At 45.7% G+C, this 22177-nt stretch carries 17 protein-coding genes; 6 read left to right on the top strand and 11 right to left on the bottom strand.

Annotated elements, in window-relative coordinates; all coding sequences use genetic code 11:
* Positions 1 to 19 precede the first annotated feature (19 nt).
* Positions 20 to 1765, bottom strand: coding sequence for an ABC transporter ATP-binding protein (locus AB4Z50_RS09900; RefSeq protein WP_339205594.1), 1746 nt, complete (start codon positions 1763 to 1765; stop codon positions 20 to 22).
* Positions 1766 to 1994: 229 nt separating this feature from the next.
* Between AB4Z50_RS09900 and AB4Z50_RS09895 the strand changes: the two genes are divergently transcribed.
* Positions 1995 to 2984: an N-acetylglucosamine kinase gene (locus AB4Z50_RS09895; RefSeq protein WP_441878397.1), complete on the top strand. Its 990-nt coding sequence runs from the start codon at positions 1995 to 1997 to the stop codon at positions 2982 to 2984.
* Between the two features lie 108 nt (positions 2985 to 3092).
* Positions 3093 to 3779, top strand: coding sequence for a class I SAM-dependent methyltransferase (locus AB4Z50_RS09890; protein ID WP_441878395.1), 687 nt, complete (start codon positions 3093 to 3095; stop codon positions 3777 to 3779).
* 9 nt (positions 3780 to 3788) lie between these two features.
* Here the strand turns inward: AB4Z50_RS09890 and AB4Z50_RS09885 are convergent, their stop codons facing one another.
* From AB4Z50_RS09885 to AB4Z50_RS09875, 3 genes are read right to left on the bottom strand one after another with little or no spacing between them, the layout of a single operon-like run.
* Positions 3789 to 4403 (bottom strand): class I SAM-dependent methyltransferase, encoded by a 615-nt coding sequence (locus AB4Z50_RS09885; protein ID WP_441878393.1) that lies wholly within the window; start codon positions 4401 to 4403, stop codon positions 3789 to 3791.
* Between the two features lie 24 nt (positions 4404 to 4427).
* Positions 4428 to 5003, bottom strand: a complete 576-nt coding sequence (locus AB4Z50_RS09880) for a class I SAM-dependent methyltransferase (protein ID WP_441878391.1) — start codon at positions 5001 to 5003, stop codon at positions 4428 to 4430.
* Positions 5004 to 5013: 10 nt separating this feature from the next.
* On the bottom strand, positions 5014 to 6462 hold the full coding sequence (locus AB4Z50_RS09875; RefSeq protein WP_441878389.1) for a DEAD/DEAH box helicase: 1449 nt from the start codon (positions 6460 to 6462) through the stop codon (positions 5014 to 5016).
* 260 nt (positions 6463 to 6722) lie between these two features.
* Between AB4Z50_RS09875 and AB4Z50_RS09870 the strand changes: the two genes are divergently transcribed.
* The gene (locus tag AB4Z50_RS09870) at positions 6723 to 8963 is read left to right on the top strand and encodes a GDYXXLXY domain-containing protein (RefSeq protein WP_441878387.1); all 2241 of its coding nucleotides are present in this window, start codon (positions 6723 to 6725) and stop codon (positions 8961 to 8963) included.
* Between the two features lie 187 nt (positions 8964 to 9150).
* Here AB4Z50_RS09870 and AB4Z50_RS09865 read toward each other — a convergent pair whose 3' ends face one another.
* Together AB4Z50_RS09865 and AB4Z50_RS09860 are read right to left on the bottom strand one after the other, a co-directional pair.
* Entirely contained in the window at positions 9151 to 9612 is a 462-nt protein-coding gene (locus tag AB4Z50_RS09865; protein ID WP_441878385.1) for a hypothetical protein, read from the bottom strand.
* Positions 9613 to 9745: 133 nt separating this feature from the next.
* The gene (locus AB4Z50_RS09860; RefSeq protein ID WP_441878383.1) at positions 9746 to 10069 is read right to left on the bottom strand and encodes an MGMT family protein; all 324 of its coding nucleotides are present in this window, start codon (positions 10067 to 10069) and stop codon (positions 9746 to 9748) included.
* 350 nt (positions 10070 to 10419) lie between these two features.
* Between AB4Z50_RS09860 and AB4Z50_RS09855 the strand changes: the two genes are divergently transcribed.
* Both AB4Z50_RS09855 and AB4Z50_RS09850 read left to right on the top strand, forming a co-directional pair.
* Complete coding sequence (locus AB4Z50_RS09855; RefSeq protein WP_054025638.1) at positions 10420 to 10860, top strand: DUF1641 domain-containing protein; 441 nt, start codon at positions 10420 to 10422, stop codon at positions 10858 to 10860.
* Between the two features lie 36 nt (positions 10861 to 10896).
* Positions 10897 to 12078 (top strand): NAD(P)/FAD-dependent oxidoreductase, encoded by a 1182-nt coding sequence (locus AB4Z50_RS09850; RefSeq protein WP_441878380.1) that lies wholly within the window; start codon positions 10897 to 10899, stop codon positions 12076 to 12078.
* A gap of 63 nt (positions 12079 to 12141) precedes the next feature.
* On the opposite strand, the gene AB4Z50_RS09845 is transcribed toward AB4Z50_RS09850, so the two are convergent.
* The 3 genes from AB4Z50_RS09845 to AB4Z50_RS09835 are packed head-to-tail and all read right to left on the bottom strand — an operon-like array spanning position 12142 to position 15588.
* The gene (locus AB4Z50_RS09845) at positions 12142 to 13683 is read right to left on the bottom strand and encodes an extracellular solute-binding protein (protein ID WP_441878378.1); all 1542 of its coding nucleotides are present in this window, start codon (positions 13681 to 13683) and stop codon (positions 12142 to 12144) included.
* A gap of 54 nt (positions 13684 to 13737) precedes the next feature.
* Positions 13738 to 14607 carry a carbohydrate ABC transporter permease gene (locus tag AB4Z50_RS09840; RefSeq protein WP_441878376.1) on the bottom strand — a complete coding sequence of 290 codons (870 nt, stop codon included), beginning with the start codon at positions 14605 to 14607 and terminating at the stop codon, positions 13738 to 13740.
* Positions 14608 to 14625: 18 nt separating this feature from the next.
* A complete protein-coding gene (locus tag AB4Z50_RS09835; protein WP_441878374.1) occupies positions 14626 to 15588 on the bottom strand; it encodes an ABC transporter permease in 963 nt (320 codons plus the stop codon).
* 236 nt (positions 15589 to 15824) lie between these two features.
* On the opposite strand from AB4Z50_RS09835, the gene AB4Z50_RS09830 reads away from it, so the two are divergent.
* Positions 15825 to 18125, top strand: coding sequence for a helix-turn-helix domain-containing protein (locus AB4Z50_RS09830; protein ID WP_441878372.1), 2301 nt, complete (start codon positions 15825 to 15827; stop codon positions 18123 to 18125).
* A 70-nt stretch (positions 18126 to 18195) separates the two neighbouring features.
* Here AB4Z50_RS09830 and AB4Z50_RS09825 read toward each other — a convergent pair whose 3' ends face one another.
* On the bottom strand, positions 18196 to 19143 hold the full coding sequence (locus tag AB4Z50_RS09825) for a YbjN domain-containing protein (RefSeq protein WP_441878370.1): 948 nt from the start codon (positions 19141 to 19143) through the stop codon (positions 18196 to 18198).
* A gap of 24 nt (positions 19144 to 19167) precedes the next feature.
* Positions 19168 to 21972: a hypothetical protein gene (locus tag AB4Z50_RS09820; protein ID WP_441878368.1), complete on the bottom strand. Its 2805-nt coding sequence runs from the start codon at positions 21970 to 21972 to the stop codon at positions 19168 to 19170.
* Between the last annotated feature and the right edge of the window lie 205 nt (positions 21973 to 22177).

The following is a 22177-nucleotide window of genomic DNA, read 5'->3' as shown; positions in this document are numbered from 1 at the left end:
CACCCTCTTCTCTGCTTACTTAAGAAGCCGTTTTATTGACTCGAAGCTGTCCATTAGCGAATTCTCGATACATGGTATGGCTAGCATACAATTGATCATGCGTTCCTACCCCGGTAATGACGCCTTTCTCTAGGAAAACGATCGAATCCGCATCAACAACCGTCGACAAGCGATGGGCGATAACGACAGTGGTCCGTCCGATCATTAGATTTTTCAGCGCGTCCTGCACCACTTCTTCTGACTTGCTGTCGAGATTAGACGTCGCTTCGTCGAGCATAAGGATTTGCGGATCACGCAGCAGCGCCCTTGCAATGGCAATCCGCTGCCGCTGCCCACCCGATAGCTTAATGCCGCGCTCGCCAACTTCGGTTTCATAGCTCTCAGGCAATGCTTCAATAAAGCCGTCTGCATAAGCCATTCGTGCAGCCTGCTCGATTTCCTGCTGCGTCACCTCATGCGTCAGACCGTAGCATAAATTGTCTTTGATCGTGCCTGCGATAATTGGGCTCTCCTGCGAAACGTAGCCAATCTGGCTGCGCCATGAACGCAGAGACGCGTCTCTGATGTCTGTTCCGCCAAGCCTAATCGCCCCGGATGTCGGGTCGTAGAACCTCTCCAGCAGCGAGAACAGCGTCGTTTTACCGCTCCCGCTCGGGCCAACCAGTGCCGTTACTTTGCCCGCTTCAATCGTCAGGCTCACATCACGTAGGATTGGCTCATCGGGCTTATAGGCAAAAGATACATTTTCCACCTGCAAGGTTTGGTCCATCTGAGTTACTTCCTTGCCATTATCTTGATCTTCTTCATCGGATTCTAATATACCAATAATGCTGTCCGTCGCGCCCATTGCCTTCTGAAATTGCGTAAAAAATTGTGAGATCTGCGTAATCGGCAGCATGATTTGGAACAGGTACATAATAAAGGCGACTAACTCACCCGCAGTCATCTTACCTGATGATACTTGAACACCGCCAAAGCCGATTAAGCATACCAGCAGCAATAAGATGATAAAAGTGACGATTGGTGAAATGAGCGCCTGCATGCGAGCTTCCTTTAAACCAAAACCAAACAAATTCTGAATGCCGACGCGTCCTTGCTCGTATTCAGCAGGCTCCGAGCCGGATGCTTTGACCAGGCGAATCTCCGACACCACACGATTTACGACGGATGTAAACCTTGCATTCTCCGCCTGCGTGGATTTGGATATGCTGTACATTTTCCGCCCAATTGGCACCATAATGAGTGCGGCCAAAGGGAAGACGGTTAACATGATAAGTGTCATCTGCCAGTTCATATAGAAAAGAATCGACAATGCACCGATAATGGACAAAATGCCTGTGAAAAAACCAGTTACATGCTCCGTAATAAGACCCTTCAGCAGCGCCGTATCATTAGTCAGCCGACTAATCGTATCACCGGAGGATTTGTTGTCATAATACGGGACTGGCAAGCGCAGCAGCTTGCTCCATAACCGCTCTCGGATAGACGAGACGATCTTATTGCCGCTGTAATGCAGCAGGTAAACAGACACGCCTCCAGACACAACCTGCGCGATAAAAGCAGCCGCCATCCAGACAATCTGTCCTGTGCTCAATGACCCCAGCGAGAAGCCATTAACCATATTTTTCGTGAATATAGGTATGGTCAAGCTAACTAGCGTCGTAATGACGCTCAAAATAACCGCAATAGACAGCATCATCTTCGGGGGATTCGTCTCCATAATCAGCCCTATGAATCGCTTGACGTTGCTATTTTTATTTTTCATCAGTATCACTCCTGTATCTCTCTATTCTCTCCACTACAGTTCCTACTTTACCTTGCCTGTTTAAACGCAATATAAACAACGAGGCTGTTGCTGCGCATTTAAGCAAGCCATTCTCACTTTTTGTAATCCACCACTTCCTCTATATGGTAAATTGAGGTAAAATAATGCGATAGTTTGACCAAGCGTTCGTTCGACGCCGCACAAGCCACTACGAATAGGAGAGCTGCCTATGCATTTGCAAGAAGAGCAGGTTGTTATTGGAATAGACGGCGGCGGAACTCATACCCGCGTCATGGTGTGCAGTCATAGAGGACATGTGCTTTCATATTTGGAACGAGGCTCCGCCTCTATTTACAAAGACGAGATGGCAGCTGAAAATGTGCAAGGAGCTATAACCCAAGCACTGCAGCAAGCTGGCCGTACTCCTGAGCATGCGCTGGCGCTGGTTGCCGGTATTGCAGGCTTCGATTCGCCATCTGACCTCGAATGGATTAAGACATTAACAAAGCTTCCGGGACTTACCTGCCCGATGTGGCATGTGAATGATGCGGTCTCGGCTCATAGAGGCGCATTAATGGGCGAACAAGGCATCGTCGTTATCGCTGGAACAGGCTCGATTATCGTAGGCATGACGGACGATGGACAACTGATTCGCAACTATGATTTTCACCACTATGCAGCTAGCGCAGCGAGATTTGTTGCCTATGATGCTGTATATGAGATGCTGGCAGGCAATTGTGATGATACGGACCGTGAGCTTCGCGAAGCCATGCTTGTTCATTGGAATGTTTCAACGGTCCTGCAGCTTGCTGATGTAGCCAAAAAAGGATTTGCGGATGATCGCCGTGCGCGAGACAAGCAGTTTGGGAAGTTCGCTCCTGCGGTTACTGAAGCTGCCGAGCGTGGAAGCTCTCTCGCTATCCGCGTGTGCAGCCGTGCCATCGATCAAATCAAGGTAGGCATCGAGATGATTGCTGCCTCCTTCTATAGTGAAGAGGTTGCTGTTACTTTCACAGGCAGCGTTGCAAACAGCCCTTATTTTATTCGCGAGCTGGGCGAGAAGCTTCGGCAAGGAAACAACAAGCGCTACACCGTTGTTCAGCCTAAATTCCCGCCGGTAGTCGGCTCTGTTTTACTCGCGTTGAAACAGCTGGATATTGCCATAGATGATGACGTTATCCATAACCTAAGTGAATATACATTTGAGACTGCCGAATAGAAGTTTGATCCGACGTCAACCGTTTAAAACATGGCTATTGACCTTTCCGTTACGTATACCTTTAAGCTAGGGATGAATCATTTTGAACCCTACTGAGGAGGAATTGCGATGCCAGACCATGATGTTATTTATAAGGAGGAAGCGGCGCGTTATCATGAATTAATCGCGAAGCAGCCGAGCGTGCAGCATTGGATCGAAGAGATAAGACCAATTAGAGGATTGGATATTGTAGATCTTGGTGCAGGCTCCGGCAGACTGACTTCCGTACTAGCCAATCAGGCCAAAACGATTGTTGCGCTTGATGCGTATGAACCTATGCTGCACGTAGCGGCAGAACGATTACGTTCTGCTGGCTATACGAATTGGAGAACGCAGGTTGCTGATCATCGCAAGCTGCCTCTTGCGAGCCAAAGCGCGGATTTAATCGTTTCCGGCTGGAGTATTTGTTACTTAGGCAGCGATAATCTACCGAACTGGGAGCAGAACCTACGGCAGGTTATGAGCGAAATGAAACGTGTGCTCCGCGGTAACGGAACCATTATTATTTTTGAGACGATGGGCACTGGCTTCAAAACGCCAAACCCGCCTGACTTTTTGAAAAAATACTACGCTGCACTTGAGCAGGATTATGGTTTCTCGCACAAATGGATACGAACGGATTATGCCTTTGACAGCGTGGAACAAGCGGAGCAATTAACACGTTTCTTCTTTAGTGATGAATTAGCAGATAGGGTAGCGCGGGACAAGCTCGTCCACCTGCCTGAATGCGCTGGTATTTGGTGGCTTCATTTGTAATCAAATGTATTAGCCTGACTTTTCTACACACCAAGTAGTCATGCAGCGTTTGTCTGCTACGATAACGGTTTTGAGCGGCTCGAATAAATGCCCGCTCAGCTTTGCCGTCATTCCAAGCAGTTTTTCCTCCGTAACCAGAAAACGTCTGCTTCCGTCAGGAAGCAGATATTGTCCTTCACCAAGCGGCTGCATACGGGACTCCATGCCAATGGAGGAGGCCAACCTAGCGAACAGCTTCCCGCCTGGCTTAAGCACGCGCCAGAGCTCATTAACCATTTGATCAAAATGCTCCTCATTGTCGGCAAAATGCAGAACCGCGCTGCTAATAATAAAATCAAAGCTGGCATCGGCGAAGCTCATCTGCTCTACCGCCTCCACGCGTGCCTGCTCTTTCGCCCATTTAGGAGCTATCAAGTCCGCTAACCGCTGCAACTCTTGAATAGCCGTCTCTGATCGATCGATTGCAAATACATCATAGCCGCTGCGGAGCAAATACGTCAGGTTTCTCCCTGAGCCACAGCCTGCATCAAGAATACTCATATCCTTAGTCAGTGATCCCTTCAGCAGCTGATCAAATAAATAAATATCGATGCCGCCAAATTGCTCCTTCAATTCCATCTCCATCATTTGCTCCTCCTTCTATGATGTTTACTTTACTTTGTATACATAAACCTTCGTCCGATACATATCGCGGCAAATAAGAGTACGCTCAGGCTCCCAGTTCGGCAGCGCAAAACATACGCTTATAACATGTGCACCCGGCTTTAATTGCTCGTGAAAAATGGGGCTTAAACGCCGCATCGCACTCGGATAGAGGTAACACACAACCATATCCACATCCCGGTACGAATATGTGTACAAGTCGCCCTTTTTGAACGATACATTCGTCCGATTTTCGAGTTTCGCAGCCATAAAAGATATCCACATGGGGATAACTGAATTTTCGATTCCAATGATCCGCAGGTTTCTGCTGGTTCTCCCCGCTTGAAGCGCGAGCGTACCCCAGCCAGAGCCCGCCTCCACCATAACGCCGCGGCTTTGCAGCCGTCTGATCTCATCAACTACAACCCGCCGCAACGGCGCTGAGGAAGGCATAGGCGAAATGCCGTTCCGCCAGCTTACATACACGATGGACAGCAAAGCAATCAGCACGATAGCTGCCACGACCATCAAAACATTCTGATAGATGAAGCTTTCCACGATGATCTCCCTATCTTGTTTCATGGAGGATTAGTTAAGACTTATTCCCTCTGCGAACCTTCAGCTGCTTGCCCTTCACTGTCGTATTTCGCATTACCTCCAGCACTAGCGAGCCTTTGCCATTCAAAATTTCAACATCGGTAACATTATCCAAAATCGTAATAATACCAATATCTTCTGCGGACACGCCTTCTATTTTGGCAATGGTTCCGACAAAATCGACTGCTCTAAGCTTCTTTTTCTTGCCGCCGTTAAAGTTAAGCTTCATAATCTGCTTGTTCAGCTGCTCGCGCTTGTCTTTTTTGAGAACGGGACCGATATTGAGCTTCTGTTCAAAATCTTCTCTGCGAAGGTCAACCGCTTCTTCTGATGGCGCCTTCGCTTTGTTAATGCTAAATCCGATGTAGCCTTCTATTTCAGCTAGGCGCCTTGCATCCTTAGATGCTGCGAAGGTGATCGCTTTACCCGTTTTGCCAGCCCGTCCCGTTCTGCCCGTACGATGAACATAACTTTCCTTCTCCAGCGGAATATCGAAGTTGATGACATGCGTAATATTCGTAATATCAATGCCTCGTGCTGCTACATCCGTTGCAACCAAATAACGGAATTGCCCTCTGCGGAACGCATTCATTACTTCAAAACGCTCATCCTGCTCCATGCCGCCATGGATGCGGTCGCACGGATATTCGAGCTCCGCCATTTGTCTGAACACTTGATCCACGTTCTCCTGTGTCCGGCAAAAAATAATACAGCTGTCCGGATTTTCGACGATCATCACGTCTTGGAGCAGCTTAAACTTGTCTGCTTCCTTCACCTCAATAACCGAGTGCTCAATCGTAGCAGTCGTAAGCCCCTCTGCCTTGATCTCTACTTGTACAGGAGTGTTCATATATCTATGCGCTAGCTTAGCTACATCCTCAGGGAACGTTGCAGAGAACAGCATAGTCACTCGATCTGTAGGCAGCTGCCCAATAATAGCTTGTACCTGCTCGATAAAGCCCATGTTCAGCATTTCGTCCGCTTCGTCGATGACTAAATATTTGATTCGTTCGATGGGAAGTGTTCCACGCTCAATATGATCATGTACGCGTCCAGGCGTCCCTACGACCATATGCGTTCTTTGCTTAAGCTCGGCTCTTTGGATATGGAAAGGCGCTTTACCGTAGACAGCCATCGATTTGATCCGCTTGAAGCGGCCGATATTGGTAATGTCCTCGTTGACTTGCAGTGCCAGCTCCCTCGTTGGTGTCAGCACAAGCACCTGAGGCTTGTTTTCGTTCCAATCGACCAGCTCGCACAATGGAATGCCGTAGGCTGCTGTTTTACCGCTGCCCGTCTGTGATTTAACGACCAAATCCTTTTGCTCAAGCGCAACCGGTATAACCTCGCGCTGCACCTCCGTTGGCGTTTCGTAGGACAGGCTCTCCAACGCTCGAACGATTTCTTGGCTTAACGCATAATCCGCAAACTTTATTTCACTCATCTATAGACCTCTTCCGCACTTTAGTAGTTAAATCTTTCGTAACCTTAAGAATAGCATAATAACGGCCCATTTGATTCATAAACCTTTGTACAGCCCAGCTTTCAAAATTTATTTGTTAGATCAGCCGCTAAATCGGGTTATATCGTATAAGAGCTTGCTTCGCTCTAAACAAGGCAGTACTACAAAAAGTGAGTACTAGTTCACTTTAGATTGGGTCATTATAATAAAAGCCAGATCAACTAGAAAGGCTTGTGAGTGCTATGCTTCGATTAAATGTTGCGCGTGTTGGGTTTCTAATGGGCGTTTCACTGCTGCTTGCTTCCATCATCTATTTCTTCGCTGCAAACTGGAGCGGTCTGGTCCGCGCCGATAAAATTCTCGCGTCTGCCGGCATCATGGTGTTATTCTATGGCGCAGCTTTCGTTTTTTCCAAAATGAAAATAATGCTTGGGCATCACTATTTCTTGTCTGTTACTTTTCTAGTCGGCGGCTGTGTCGCGTTTGGCGTGGCGGTTGCCCTTCTAAATCAAATATATAATTCACATGCGGACACCTATGAGCTGTTTCTCGTCTGGTCCATTCCTGCCCTGCTGCTCGCGTTCATTACCCGCTTTAATCCTTTTTATATCCTTGCCTATATACTCGTTCATCTAACCCTGTGGCAATACTTTTTCCCAAGCGCGTATTCTATCGTCCATAGCGACCAAGAAATTTTGCTGATTGGCTGGTTGTTTGCGCTTATCAATCTTATTCTATTCGCATTAATAGAAGCCAAACATCTCACATCAGCGCCGCTTAAATATATTAGCTTTATTGCCTTTCATATTTCTTTGCTCGTCTTGACAAGTTCCGATCTATACGAACATTATGGCGCATGGATGAACGTCGCAAGCGCTGCGGCAATTGCGTTCGGATTCTATTATTTCACCCAAGTTCGCCTGGACAAAATTATGCTTACCCTTAACGCGTTAGCTGCTTCCGCTTTCGCTGTATTTAAATATTTCGAGCTGATGTCCGAGCATTATTCCACCTTATTTTTTATATTCGGACTCCTCTTTGTCGCTTTATTACTTACAGCCAACGTCTTTTTCTTCCGTTACTTAAACAAGCTGGGCAAGCATCAGTCAAGCTCCAATGAACGAGCTGACCAAGCATCCCATCCGTCAGAAGAACATAAGAGCACTCTTGTTGGCAAAATCGCATTCACAATCGTTACCGTAATCGGTGTTTTGATTGGCAGTATCTCCTTAGTAGGCTTAGTACTATTAGCCGCTGGTGAAATCCCGCCCGAAAACATTTTATTTGTAGTGTCACTGCTGTTTATTATTCCAACACTGCTGCTGACTCGCTTAAATACGGCTGTACGCTACACCGTGCTTACGATTGGATATATAGCTGGACTTATCTCTACCGCTTGGATTGATACTTCAGCCTTGTCTATTTTTTTCATAGCGGTACTGCTTGTCGGATGGTTCAAATGGCAAGGAAGGGTACCGCATTTCTTTATTTATACCTTACTGAATATCAATATCGCTATTCTTCTGTTTCAGTTATTTGGATCTGTTCATAATGCGGCTTCCTTCATCGTGTTCATCGTGACATCGCTCAATGCAGTCATTTATGCTAGTCACCATCTGCTCAGAGAAGGCGCCTTCAAGATTCACGTAAGAGAATGCGGTTGGTTCTTTACTTTGCTGCTTCTATTTTGGCTAACCTTTATGGATAACATTTTCCCTTACTCATATGAGCTGTTTAATATATTGAATTTCATTGTAGTTACGATCGCAGCCTTTTTATTTGTTAGGCGCAGTCAAGCCCTTGAAGCAGCAATAAGCTTCGTATTCTGGTTCATCTTCCTTGCGTTCAAATATTACGACTTGTTCTGGACATTATTGCACAAGTCAATTACACTCGCTCTGCTTGGCGTGATTATCATAGCAGCGACTTATATTTACGCCTATAGAACACGCGCAGCAGTGTCTGAACAAGCGGACTCTTTCAGCCGATTGCTGCGCAGAAGCCCCGCTCTCATTGCAATCGTTGTAGTGCTGCAGCTCGGTTATGTCGGTTACCATGCCGCAGTAAGCGAAATATTGCTCTCGAGCGGCACTCCGATTAAGCTGGCCATCGTGCCGCTTGATCCACGATCCATTTTGCAAGGCGATTATGTAGCGCTCCAATACAATATTTCGGTACCGCCAGATCACATCACTCAGGAACTGGAAAGACGTCCAAGCAACAGCCGTATTAAGGTCGTGCTTCAACAAGGTGCCGGCGGCGTATACAACTTGGATCGTTTATATAAAAAAGGTGAGCCTTTAGCTGACAAGGAAATCATTATTAACGGTTCCACTAGCGGCTGGAGAAACATCCAGTACGGCATAGAATCTTATTTTGTACCCGAAGGCACTGGGCTGGAAACGGAGCAAAATGCCCGCTTCGCGTATGTAATGGTTGGAACAAAAGGCGACGCTATACTAGAGAAATTAACGAAAGAATAGTGCTGTATAATTGACCGCCAATAAACAAAAAAAGAAGCAGGACCTATACAGCGCAACAGCTGTGCAGGTCCTGCTTCTTTCAAAATAGAAGGAAATATTTCATCTGCTTCTACTTAGCTTATATTTGCCCAACAACGCTGCTTCCGTTTGCTGAGGACGTTGATGGCTTTTTTCCATATTCTTTCGATTATCCGTGCATCAATTTGTTCAATTCCGTAAATTCCTCTAAATAACCGTTTCTCTCCAGTTCCATCAATGCCTTCCGAATGCTGACCTCATCCTCGCCAGATTGATCTGATAGTGCTAAGAGTTCAGGCAATGTAATGTTTTTATGCTCCTTGCAATACGTGAGCAGCCCTTTGGCTGCCCAAGATAAGCGATCATCCTGGAATTCACCGATCATTTTACGGAACAATTTATGTGGGATTAGCTGCTCGTCAACTAAGGCTTGCATCGCTTTTATTGCAAGTTTTGTCGTCATACGGCCTTTTTTGGCAACCTCGTCTAAGGTGAGCGATGCGGAATCCGCCGTGCTTGAGCTGAGTACGATATAAATCATTTGCGAATAAATATCCAAGCTTTGGTTATAAAAGATTTCGGTGGAAACTGTGAAGTTTCTAACGTTTCCCGGTGTAATTTCTGTTGTCATGTTCTTTCTCTCCCTTCCGAATGGTCTATACCATAATAAAGGTTCGGATACGGGGTTTCAAATGGGGCCTCATTAGAAAAAGTTAATCGCAGCCGCTTAACCGCGAAGAAGCATAATTTTCATCCGGGTAAGGTCATCTTTCTTCTTCTCTATCCGGATTGTAGCGGTATTTTTCCAAATCAATTCGACCGTCCTCGCTCGCTGCAACACCTTCCTCTTTTAAATAAAAGATCTGCATGTAACGAGCTTCCTCCTCTTGAATCGATATCTCCCCTTTTGCATTAACAACTCTGTGCCAGGGAAGATTATAAATGCCGCTCATCGAATGCAGAACTCGGACAACCTGCCTTGCCCCCCTGCGATTGCCAGCCAGTTCTGCGACTTGACCATACGTCATTACGGTGCCTTCCGGAATCGCCTTAATGATGGATACAACTCTTTGCGTATAGGGCTGCATATTAGAACTCCTTTATGTATGTTTTTAATCATTGTTTTTTATTATCATAACTGAATTGCGCTTCATGTCAGCAATATTCCAAATCTTTTTGCCGAAAGCAATAAATTTCTTTTTAACTTTTGGTGAAAACGATGTAGAATAGAAACAAAGGGTTTAATCCGATTACGTCATACGCGCATTCACATCCTTCTGCCTCACGCAGAAATAAGACTGTTACGTCTGCATAAACATTTTTCGAGTAACTATGTGAAAAGTGTAACAATCTTTCAGGATGCATCTTTATCTTTAGCGGCTGACACAATTGAGACTACAACTTACTTTCAAATTTACGTAAAGGAGGACATTCTATTATGTCACAACCATCTGCTGGACAAGAGGTTGCAGCTAGCCTCGTCGAAGAAAAACAAACGTTGGATGTACTTGATCAATTGATGAAGCCGGAGGTTCAAGAGTCTCTAACTGTACTCGTGGACAGCCTGCCGAAATTAGCTGAAATGGTTACTCTAATGACCAAAGCTTATGATTTTGCACAAAACATCGCTACAGACAAAGTGTTGATCAACGATTTCGCTCAAGGTATCGGTGAATTCGTTAAACCGGTTCAAGAGAAAGCAAAAGGTATCGCAACAGCAGCTATTGAAGCTGGCGAGCGCTCGCAAGAAGCGGCTAACTCTTCTGTTGGCCTATTCGCTATGTTGAAAATGCTTAAAGATCCGGAAGTTCAAAAAACGCTTCGTTTCGCGCAAGCTTTCCTAAGTGTTTTGTCTGAACGCAAAAACGATAAAGTATAATACACCGAATACGTATAGAACGAACGGAGGATGAACATGTCGAAGCAAATACTAATTCTTGGTGGCGGTTATGGCGGTCTTCTTACTGCTCTAACAGCACGACAACACTTGACTGCAGCAGAAGCTAGCATCACAATCGTAAACCGTTTTCCAACTCACCAAATCATTACTGAGCTGCACAGACTTGCTGGGGACACAATTGCTGAGCAAGCAGTTGCTCTACCGCTTAGCAAGCTTCTAGGCGACAAACAAGTTAACATCATCGTTGACTCGGTTAAAGAAATTAAACCTAACGAGAAGCAAGTGGTTCTTGAAAGCGGACAAGTGCAAAAGTACGACACTCTTGTTGTAGCACTTGGAAGTGAAACGAACTACTTCGGCATTCCAGGATTGGAAGAGAACAGCCTTGTTCTTAAATCCGTTGCTGATGCTAACAAAATCCGCAAGCATGTTGAAGATCGTCTTGACGCTTACAAAAAATCAGGCAACAAAGCTGACGCAACAATCGTTGTTGGCGGCGGCGGCTTGACTGGCGTTGAGCTTGTTGGCGAATTCGCCGACAGACTTCCTGAGATTTGCCGCAGCAAAGGCATCGACTTCAATGATATTTCGCTGTATTGCGTAGAAGCCGGCCCTGCCGTTCTGCCAATCTTCCCGAAAGTATTGATCGATCGTGCTGTAACAAGCCTTGAGAAACGTGGCGTTAACTTCATCACTAGCGTAGCGATTACAGAAGCTACAAAAAGCTCCGTATCGCTTAAAGACGGTCGTACGATTGAATCCAGCACAATCATTTGGACTGGCGGCGTTAAAGGTAATCCCGTTGTCGGCAGCAGCGGTCTTGCAGAAGACCGTGGTCGTTCACTTGTTACACCAACGCTTCAATCGACTTCACACGCTGATGTATTCCTTGCTGGCGACTGCGCAGTTGTATTCCCAGAAGGCAGCGAACGTCCTTACCCTCCAACAGCTCAGCTTGCTTGGCAAATGGGCGAAACGGTAGGCTACAACCTAGCGGTTCAAATCAAAGGCGGCGTTATGGATAAGTTTGTACCTGTATTCTCCGGAACACTGGGCAGCCTTGGCCGTAAAGATGGCGTGGGCACAATCGGCGGCAACGCGACACAGCTTAAGGGCTTGCCTGCTTCCCTAATGAAGGAAGCAAGTAACGTTCGTTACCTGTCGCATATTCACGGTTTGTTCGCACTAGCTTACTAATATACACAAACAAGAAGAAGGAGGGCAGCTGCCCTCCTTCTTTTTGTTTACCCATCGCTAACGTTACTTCTGCAAGGCCTGCCATTCTTTAAATTGCTTCTGATATTCAGCGACGACCTTATCAAGACCAGCAGCCTTTAAACTTTGAAGAGCTGCCGGGAAGTATTTATCGTAGGATACCACGCCCATTTTAATTGGAATGATCTTCGATTTCACTTCGGATAGCACATTCGCATATTCAACAGCAATCGGCTCCGTATTTAGGCGGAAACCAAGAACAGGTGAGAATTCAACTGGATTCGATGGCTCTGTCGTTTGCATTTTCAAATAATCTTCCGGCGTCTTCACATCAAACAACATGTAGTTAATGTTGCCGATCATCCATGAATCAAAATAATACGATTCATCATTCGCGTCACGAATAAATTCTGCCGTACGCTCGCCTACCGCTTTGTAGTGCGTGCCTTCTTCCCCATATAGGAATAGGTTGTGATTATCCTTATTGCTGTACAGCCAGTTCAAGAACATAATAGCTGCTTCTGGGTGCTTCGATGTAATTGGAACTGCATTAGTATTTCCGAATGCCAAGTATTGAAGCAGCGGTTTCTCTTCTGCCAAATAACCCTCACCTACTTTTGCTTCTGGATTATTTCTTGCAATTGCGATCGAAGAGTACAAAGCGCCGTTCGTGCTGTAAATAAAATCGCCCAGTGTCATAGCTTTGTCGCGCTCTTCCTTCTTATACGTCAAAATATCAGGGTTAATCAGCTTTTTCTCATACAGCTGGCGGAAAAACTCTGCATCCTTTTTGAATTCTTCACTCTCGAGCCACGAGCTTATATTGCCCGCTTGATCGACCTTAATGATTTGTTCGCGGTAATCTACAAAAAATGGCCATGAATCGTACGTACGGTGTAAAAATACTGGCGTAACATCCGTTTCCGTTTGAATATATAATTTCTTGTCGGAAGCTTGCTGCATCTTCTCAGCCGTTGCGATAAGCTCGTCCGACGTTTTTGGGAAAGGCATGCCTACTTTATCGAGCAAATCTTGGCGGAAGCCAAGCGTGCCCATCTCACCGCTGCCTGAGGTCTCATAGCGCCATACAGCCGGAACGGAATAGATTTTACCATCGATCTTTGCGGCATCCCATGCGTAGTCAGGAATGATTTTTTTCAGCTCTGGACCATACTTGTCAATGAGCTCATCCAGCGGCTGAAGCGCGCCTCGCCCAACATAGGAGCCAGTAGGCACGGAGCTGTTCTCCATAACATGCAGCATGTCAAACTCGTCACCTGTGCTCAGCATTAGGTTGGTTTTCTGATCCCAAGCATCCCAAGGGATAAAATTTATTTCTAGCTTAACGTTAACACCGTCAGCCTTCAGCTTTTCATTTACTTTTTGGACAACATCATCGGTATGAGGTTTGGCTGTACCCGGAATCACGTATTTCAGCGGTAATACTTCAGCATTATCCCCTTCGTTTCCACTGGCGTTGCCGTTTGAACCCGCTTTGTCTCCCGCATTACTGCAAGCCATCATAAGAACGAGCATCATAACAATAACCAAGCTTGCCGGAATAAAGCGCATCTTCCTGTTGTTCATCTTGATTAACCCCTCTCTGAATCTTTAATTATATATGGCCCTAAGGCGACATATCTATCCTTTGACTGCTCCAACGATAAGACCCTTGATAATAAAGCGCTGCAGGAACGGGTAAAGCAGTACGATAGGACCAATGGTTATGATAGCTACCGCCATTTTGAATGACTCGGTTGGAATCGTTATGTTGGAAGTGACCAAGCCCTGCATCTGGTTCACCATATTGATCTCGGATTGCAGCTTATACAATAAATATTGCAAAGGGTACAAGCTTTCTTTGTCGACCAGCATGATCGCGTTGAACCAATTGTTCCAATAACCTAATCCGTAAAATAGTGCTACCGTAGCGAGAACGGGCAACGATAATGGAAATACGATGCGAAACGCGATATAAGCATCGCTAGCTCCGTCAATTCTTGCGCTCTCTAGTAGAGCTTCAGGCAGCTCCTGCATGAAATTGCGAACGAGAAACAAATTAAAGGGACTGAATATTAGCGTCGGTACGATAAGGGCAAGCAGATTGTTTTTGAATCCTAAAAGGTCATTCATCATGTACCAAGGCACAAGGCCTGCGTTAAAGAGCATCGTGATGAAGAAAAACAACGCAATTGGATTGCGGTAACGAACCTGTCGATTGGCAAGCATATAACCGGCCATTCCTGTGATGACGACTGCCGCTAAAGTACCAATAACCGTTACGCCGATGGAAACCCCATAGCTTTGTAGCAGCTGATCATTACTGCCGAATACCGATTTGTAGGCTTCTAGTGAAAAGTGATCCGGTATAAAGCTGTAGCCTTTTCTTAGGATAGACTCCTCATCCGAGAAAGACACGATGAGAACGAGCAGGATGGGAAGCGTACAAAGCAGTGCGAACAACAATACAAAAATCGTATTAACGATTTGAAATACATCTATTTTTTTCAAGCACATTCCCTCCTTTCCTTAGAACATCGCGCTATCTTTATTGAATTTCTTCACAATCCAGTTGGCAGATAGAACAAGCACAAATCCAACGACGGATTGATACAATCCAATAGCCATGGCGATCGCAGGATTGCCCGATGTACGAAGCGTTCGGAACGTATACGTATCGATAACATCCGTTGTCGAATAAAGCATCCCATTGTCGCCGATAATGGCGTAGATCATTCCGAAATCGGAGTAAAAGATTTTGCCGATCGCAAGCAGCGTTAGAATTGATACCGTCGGCATCAACATTGGAATCGTAATGGATTTAATTTGCTGCCAGCGATTGGCTCCGTCGATTTTTGCAGCCTCATACAAGGAGTCATCAATTGCAGTAATCGCTGCTAAATAGATGACCGCGGACATGCCTGTCTCTTTCCAGATGCTGAGCCCGACCAAAATCCATGTCCATGGCTTAGGATCGGAATACCAATTGTGCGGATCAAAACCAAACGTCTCCAGCATGTTGTTGATAAGGCCATGCTCGGTTGCAAACAAGCTGTAGACGATGTAGCTGACGATAATCCACGATAAGAAATGCGGGAACAACAGCGTCGACTGCGATACTCGCTTAAATACGCGTGAGCGAATTTCATTCAATAGAATAGAGAATGCAAGCGCGACAATCGTCCCAAATAAAATAGATAAAAAGTTCAGCTTAATCGTGTTCCAAGTGACCATCGCAGCAGCCGTTGAGTTGAAGAAAAACTCGAAGTTTTTCCATCCTACCCAGTCGCTCTCGAAGATGCCCTTTGTATAATTAAACTTTTGAAAAGCGATAACCATATAAGGCAGCGTCATATAACCGTATACGAATGTGTAAAGCATCGCCGGCAAGACGAGCAAATATGAAACCTTGTTCCGCTTAATGTCGGTAAAAAAAGTGTATCGCTTTTGCCGTTGACCTTTAGCCTTGCTCACAGCAGCATCTCCCTTCATGATGATTTGTTTGTTTTCGGTGATTTCAGTATGCGCCGCGGCAAGTGCCGCTGAATAGTTAAAATCTTGATAAACCCTTTAAAATCAAGGCTTTTCGGGACTATAAAAATCAGTTAAACCTTCAATTTTTGCTAATATAGCGAAAGAACGTTGCATTAAAGATGGATGTATTTTAAAGTTTTCTAAATAAACGATGTAAGCGATTCATTTATTAACGGAGTAAGGAGACAGGCCCGATGAAATGGAAGCAATTATTTAATTATTCCGTTTACCGCAAGATGTTGATTTATTACATCCTACTCGTCGCACTCGCTGTTCTAGCTGTCAGCAGCACCTTATACTTTTTCTTTGCTTCCAAAACGGAAGAGACGATTAGCAAAAACGTCATTTCCATGCTGCAGCAAACGAGCTATACCTCCAGCATCGTTCATGAGCAAATTGAAACGATAGGCAACCATTTGTTAAGCAATAATCGCATCATTACCGTACTGATGAATAAAGAACATGATTATGTACAGGATCGTGACGCGATGGATATTCTTCTGGATATCCAGTCCACTTATCCGTTCATTAAATACATTGGCATTTATAACGATCATACGAAGCGGTATCTGAACACGGCGGGGACAACCTATGTGTTAAATGATTTGGAGAAGGAGCGAATTACGGATATCAATCACTTGCAGTATATGGAGCTGTTCGCAAACCAGCTTCGTATGCCAAACGCTCCAAGCACAAGCAAGCCGGAACATGTGCTCACTGCGATTTTGCGTCCAAACTATGCGCTTACCTCTGCATACAAAGGAGCTATCACCATCCATGTGGATGAGCAGTATATTTTGAATACGATCAAAGCGATTAGCAGCGCTAACGATGATGTATTTGTCATGAATGCAGACGGGCTTGTATTATCCCATACCGATGCGAACCAGTTCATGCAAAGCTTCGCATCGATGCCCCATATCGAACGCATTCTGAATTCGTCCATGAATGCCGGACATTTCAAGGCTAAAGTGAACGGATCGAAACAGCTGGTCACCTTTGTGAAATCAAACCAGCTTAATTGGTATTTTGTCAGTGTTAAGCCTTACCGACTGCTTATTTCGGATATTTCCGTATTGCGAACCTTTACCGGCTTGATTGCTATGGTCATTATTGCGCTTGGTGCATTAACGGCTTTCTTTGCCACAAATAAGCTCTATAATCCGCTTGGCCGTCTAATTAAGAAAGTGCATGAAGTCACGGGCAACAAAAAACCGCTCACTGAGCAAAATCAAAATGAATTTGCACTGCTCTCAGAGGCCTTCTCCAACGTCATTGATCAAGCCAATATGGTTGAACTGGAGCAGAAGCAGTCTTTGCCGGTGCTAAAGAAAACCTATCTTCAACATTTATTGCATGGAACGCTGCATGACTTATCGGCGACACATATGATCCAATCCGCGATTAATGAGCATTTTACCAGCTCGAATTATGTCATTATCGTCGCGCAAATCGATCGATTTACGGATTTTGCGCAGCATAACAATCAGACGAAACAGGGACTTTTCCGCTTCTCTGTCAGTAATATTACGAATGAGCTGCTTCAGAAACATGCGAAAAACGAAACGATCGTCGTAGATGAGCAAACACTAGCTATTTTGTTGTTTCTGGATTCGCCATCCGTGCCCGAGCATATCTTATTAACCCTTGGCGAAATTCAAGAAGTCATCTATAACTATTTCAAATTTACGGTTACGTTCAGCCTAGGCGAAACGGTTAATGACAAATATGAAATTGATCGTTCCTTCGAATCGGCACAGGAATACGCCAAGTATCGTTTCTTCTACGGACATCAGGCTATTATTCATGAAGCTATGGTTGTTAAGGTCATGCAGCAAGCAAGTGTGTACCCTGCAGCAGCTGAGAAGAAGCTATGCGAGGAGCTTCGTTTAAACCACAATGACAAGGTCAATCAAGCACTTGATCAATTTATGAAGCAGCTGAGCGAGATGAGCTACTATCAAGCCATCTCTAGCGCAAATCAGCTTTTGAACGCCCTTTTGCGTGATTTTGACGGCGCGTTGCCCATTATGCAGGAATATTCCAAAGAATATTACGATACGGTTAACCAATTGCAGAAGCAGGAAACGCTTCAAGAAGTTCACTCGCTGCTTCGTCATTTCTGTACCCTTATCGGCCTCATGATGGACAAGAAGCAAACGACCAAAACAGATACATTGATTGAATCGGTTTGCGCTTATTTGCAAAAGCATTATCATGAGTCTGATTTGGGCATTGAAACGATAGCAGAGACCGTACAGTTATCTCCCGGCTACCTCGGCAAGCTGTTCCGCACCCATACGCAGCTGTCGTTTAATGATTATTTAAAGAAGATTCGGCTGGAGGAAGCTACGCGGCTTCTTACGACAACAAATGATTCCATTGCGGTCATCAGCGAGAGTGTCGGCGTGCTGAACACAACCTATTTCTTCACGCTCTTCAAAAAAACGTATGGCATTTCACCTGCACAGTACCGCGAACAGCATTCAAAATAAACACAAAAAAGGCTGTTTGCACGAGAAGGGTACACCCTTCCTGCAAACAGCCCTTTTGTTATCGATGATATTAGCGTTTAAGCACTTCACGAATTTCAGAAAAATAAGACTCTACCGCTTCAAGATGATTGCCGAGTATTCTGCTGAATACCTCAGAATCATACGTTTTCCCGGCATAATAGGAGGATCGGAATCTTAGCTCGCCATCCTCATCATCCAGCTCGAAGCTGCCACTTAGCAGGTCCATGTTCTCGTTCAATAATAACAAGGCAAGCTCTTGGCGCTGATGCTCAGGGACGAGCTCCGGATAGACGGAATAAACCGCGCAATAATCCTGAACCTCCTCGATCCGAATGAGACCAACCCAGCTTTCGCCTCTACTAGTAAATATAAGCTTGTACAGTTGATCGTCTATCACCTCATATTTCAGTTCATTGTCCGTTAGAAATGATGTGATATGCTCATTCAAAGCCCCATTTGCAATAGAAGGCTCTTCGGGTACTGAATTTCCTTGATCCATTTCTGCAGCCCACGCCGTCCTGAATCCCATCTTTAAGACGCCTTCATCCTTCAATGCTTCAGGCAAAACAACGCTTTGCTTTAATTCCAGCGCGAGCCAGCACTCGGCATGATTTAAGCTCAGCAGCTTGCTCGTTGGCTCCGTACTTGAGCGCACACTGTCAAATATAGCTTCTGCATCGAATCCATGCTGTGCAACCAGCTTCGTCAAGCTTGGCCTTAGCGCGACATGAACTTCCACGGGCTGATTCTCATCCATAACCGCGCTGCTGCCTGTCCTCATGCTGGCGAATAAGTTAAACCACTCGTTCTCCATAATATCTTGATAAGTTTGGCCGCTAACCTCGATCATCATCTGACAAGAAAGCGACTCCTCGAAGCTTTGAAAATTAATTTTTCGCAAGACAGCAGGCGCTAACTCTCCCGTCAGCGTATGGAAATTTATCGGCAGCTCTGTAGTAATGCTTGTATCTCCCGTATACTTATGTTGTTTGGACATGACTACGATCACTCCTAGCAAATGTTAACCTATTTCGTGCCCTGCCAATTCTCCTGAAATGGATCCCGATCCACTCGCATCCTGCTCATATTGCAGTTTTCCAAGCCGCTTGGACTTCTCTACCGCTACATTCACGATGCCCGCTTCCACTTCGAATGACTTCGTTTGCGTAACTTCCAATGCAATTTCCCAGCCTTTGGACTTATTATCTTTATCCCACTTTTTGCTAAACCCGATACTCAAATCTAGCGAGCTTGCGAGCGCTATTTTGTTGCCTTGTTCAATCGCGCTAGCACTTGAATCCCCTGTTAGCCAACCGCGAATCGTATCATTGACGGTTTCGTCGCCTTGGATTTTTGAGGCAAGGCTTTTGCCGGCTGCTTCAAACTGCGGAACTACAAATAACAGATCCGTCCCAGTATCCAGAGCTGATCCTGCACCCTTCGCCACCATGTCCTTATCCTTTTTCACTTTGCTAGTAATGAGGCCAACGAGATTTTTGGCCGAGCCTGCTACCGGTGTCGCTACTTTAGATGCAATCTTGACCCATTCGCCCGCATCTTCACCGAATTGGAATGGAATAGAGCCGCTAGCTGTAATTTCGAGCGATCTCAAATTATTATTGATGACGGAACCTGCGGCTTCGAGTCCAAAACCGATGTCGTTGCCGCCCAGCTTCACCTTCGCTTCGGCAGAGGCCTCCATAACATGTACATTCATACCTCTGCGGAGGGTTGCTGCCTTTTCCTTCAGCTTCGTCAGATCCGTTGCTCCACCAAATCCGTTAGGCGATTGTTTCTCAAGAGCTTCTTTGTCAAAGCGGCCTAAGAACTTGTAGCCAAGGGCTGCTCCCATTTCGGCTACCCCAGCATTCGCTTCAGCCTCTCCTTTAAAGGTCAAGCCAATATCAACATGATTGCCTGCTTTTTGCAGCTCTTTTTCCTCGATCATAGCTGCCCATATTTCTGCTTCTTCGACCTCGGCCATACCGGACTTACCTCCCATACCCCAGAGATAATCCGCTGCCCTATCGGAAATGTTTCTTATTTGCCTGTACATACCGTACGAGGTTAAATTCATGACACCGGCTGAATCCGTTCCTATACTCTCTAGGAAGAAGCCCGCACGGAAATTGGCGTCGAAACCAAACGACTGGAAGCCAGCTCCGAAAGTAATTTCAGCGGCCATCGTTAATTCTTTATCTTCCCTGCCTACCGAGCCTGCCAGTCCGAACAGAACATAGACGCCGCTAGCATGAACGGGTATTTTCAAATCAAAGCTGAACGAGCTGGAGTCGCCAATATTCGGCGCGGCAAGATCAAGCACCTTGCCTATGACGAAGAGCCCTTTGTTTAGCGTAGGAGCCTCTACTGTTTTTTTAATGGCTTTGCCGGCTATATCATCCGCCGTAACCTGCTCCTTCGTTTTCTCAGCAAGTGCCGTAAGCTGCGCAGCATCCGGCTTCGAGCCTGGCACCTTTTTATCGCCTTTCGTAATGCTTCGAACAGCGTTCACCGCTTCGGTTTGTTTGCTCTTCAGCAGTTCAATCGCTTTCTTCTCAGCACCAACTAAAGCAGCTTCATTTACTTTTACACCCGTAGCGTTTGTACGTGCTACGCCATATGCTGAGGTTTGTGCTGCTTCTTTCAGCAGCTTCTTAATATCCCCTTCAGGCAGCACTCTTTTCGTGATATTGACTGCCTCAGTGGTCATAGCTGCATCGACAGAGCCCTTGGAGGTTGCATGTGCTTCCTTCTTTGCCATCATGCCGGTAAACTTCTTATCGAGCTGCGTTTTGCCCGATGTTAGTGCATTCGTGTCCAATTGATTGTCAATATCCGTTCTCGACTGCTCTCGCGCAGCATCTTTCATCTTCTGACGAAAAGCATTAAGTTCTTTGGATCTTCGCCAAGCGCCTCGTCCTACGCCGAGCTTCATAACGACAGCTTCCTTGATGGGTTCATACAGCTTATTTGTATAAACCGTATTAATAACAGCTGGCTGAACAAGCGTACTATCCATTTGATGCCGATTTTCCACTTCTGCCTTACCCAAATCGCCAACGTCTACACTGCTATCGAGAAATGCTGCACTTTGCTTAACCTTGTCCACAGCATCTTTTTTAATCTGTGCAAGAGATACATTAGACAACCGTTCAGCCTCAGCAGTTGCCTCCCTCGTCGCCTGTGCGTTCGCAGCTAACACTTGTTTAGCTAAAGGAACCTCAGGCCTTGCCTCCGTCTTGTTATAGCCTTCAATGAACTTATTCGCCAGCAGGCTCTTTTGGCTCGATGGAAGCTTGCTCACGACAGTATCGCTCGCATATTTCTTTAACGTATCGGATACGATGCCTTTGGCAGCTACATGTTCTGCAGCATAAAGCTTTTCATCTGCCTTCTCATGAGCCTCTGCTACACCATTCTGATCGATATTCGCTTCTACCGCCGTCTTGGCTTTAGCCTGCAGACTGGCTCTTAGCGATGCTGTTTGTTTATCACTATTTAAGAACGTATGTATATGCTGACTCGTTTGCTGAATAAGCCCATCAAAGAGCTGCTGTGGTTTGACAGTGACCTGCGCATCACGATCTGCTTTGAGCTCATCCTTTCGCACATCTTTAGGTGACTTCTGAGGGGCAGTCGCAGCTCCGCCTACTTGTGCACTCGTAGACTGATTGCCTGCCGTCTGCTGCAATTGCAGGAGCTGCCCAGGATTTACAGCCGGTGATTGAGATGATTGCTGTGGCTGCGCAGGTGCAGTGCTTTGCGCTGGAGGAGCTGGTTTTGGTTTAGCAACGGTTGGATTCGAGCTTCGTGAGAAAAAAGGCATGGACGGCCCACCTCTATATAGTCTTATATACTAAACGGATATGATGAAAATAAATGGAACATATTACTATTATACACTAGGGTTACTAGACTTAAAGAACTGTTTTACGTAAAAAAACACCACAAGGAATGATCAAACCTCCCTTAGTGGTGTTTTGTATTATTAGGTAATACTTTGAATTACTTAGTCATGCATAACATAACTA

The organism is Paenibacillus sp. 2TAB26, assembly GCF_052115145.1.
In the GTDB taxonomy this organism is placed as follows: Bacteria; Bacillota; Bacilli; order Paenibacillales; family Paenibacillaceae; genus Pristimantibacillus.
This window is presented reverse-complemented; position numbering and strand designations above follow the sequence as displayed.

Bases quoted from the DNA above. Each gene is read 5' to 3' on its own strand.
- AB4Z50_RS09890 (WP_441878395.1), top strand. From the start codon at position 3,093: ATGCCAGACCATGATGTTATTTATAAGGAGGAAGCGGCGCGTTATCAT.
- AB4Z50_RS09875 (WP_441878389.1), bottom strand. From the start codon at position 6,462: ATGAGTGAAATAAAGTTTGCGGATTATGCGTTAAGCCAAGAAATCGTT.
- AB4Z50_RS09820 (WP_441878368.1), bottom strand. From the start codon at position 21,972: ATGCCTTTTTTCTCACGAAGCTCGAATCCAACCGTTGCTAAACCAAAA.
- AB4Z50_RS09900 (WP_339205594.1), bottom strand. From the start codon at position 1,765: ATGAAAAATAAAAATAGCAACGTCAAGCGATTCATAGGGCTGATTATG.
- AB4Z50_RS09880 (WP_441878391.1), bottom strand. From the start codon at position 5,003: ATGAAACAAGATAGGGAGATCATCGTGGAAAGCTTCATCTATCAGAAT.
- AB4Z50_RS09845 (WP_441878378.1), bottom strand. From the start codon at position 13,683: ATGAACAACAGGAAGATGCGCTTTATTCCGGCAAGCTTGGTTATTGTT.
- AB4Z50_RS09865 (WP_441878385.1), bottom strand. From the start codon at position 9,612: ATGACAACAGAAATTACACCGGGAAACGTTAGAAACTTCACAGTTTCC.
- AB4Z50_RS09825 (WP_441878370.1), bottom strand. From the start codon at position 19,143: ATGTCCAAACAACATAAGTATACGGGAGATACAAGCATTACTACAGAG.
- AB4Z50_RS09860 (WP_441878383.1), bottom strand. From the start codon at position 10,069: ATGCAGCCCTATACGCAAAGAGTTGTATCCATCATTAAGGCGATTCCG.
- AB4Z50_RS09850 (WP_441878380.1), top strand. From the start codon at position 10,897: ATGTCGAAGCAAATACTAATTCTTGGTGGCGGTTATGGCGGTCTTCTT.
- AB4Z50_RS09835 (WP_441878374.1), bottom strand. From the start codon at position 15,588: ATGAAGGGAGATGCTGCTGTGAGCAAGGCTAAAGGTCAACGGCAAAAG.
- AB4Z50_RS09830 (WP_441878372.1), top strand. From the start codon at position 15,825: ATGAAATGGAAGCAATTATTTAATTATTCCGTTTACCGCAAGATGTTG.
- AB4Z50_RS09870 (WP_441878387.1), top strand. From the start codon at position 6,723: ATGCTTCGATTAAATGTTGCGCGTGTTGGGTTTCTAATGGGCGTTTCA.
- AB4Z50_RS09855 (WP_054025638.1), top strand. From the start codon at position 10,420: ATGTCACAACCATCTGCTGGACAAGAGGTTGCAGCTAGCCTCGTCGAA.
- AB4Z50_RS09895 (WP_441878397.1), top strand. From the start codon at position 1,995: ATGCATTTGCAAGAAGAGCAGGTTGTTATTGGAATAGACGGCGGCGGA.
- AB4Z50_RS09885 (WP_441878393.1), bottom strand. From the start codon at position 4,403: ATGGAGATGGAATTGAAGGAGCAATTTGGCGGCATCGATATTTATTTA.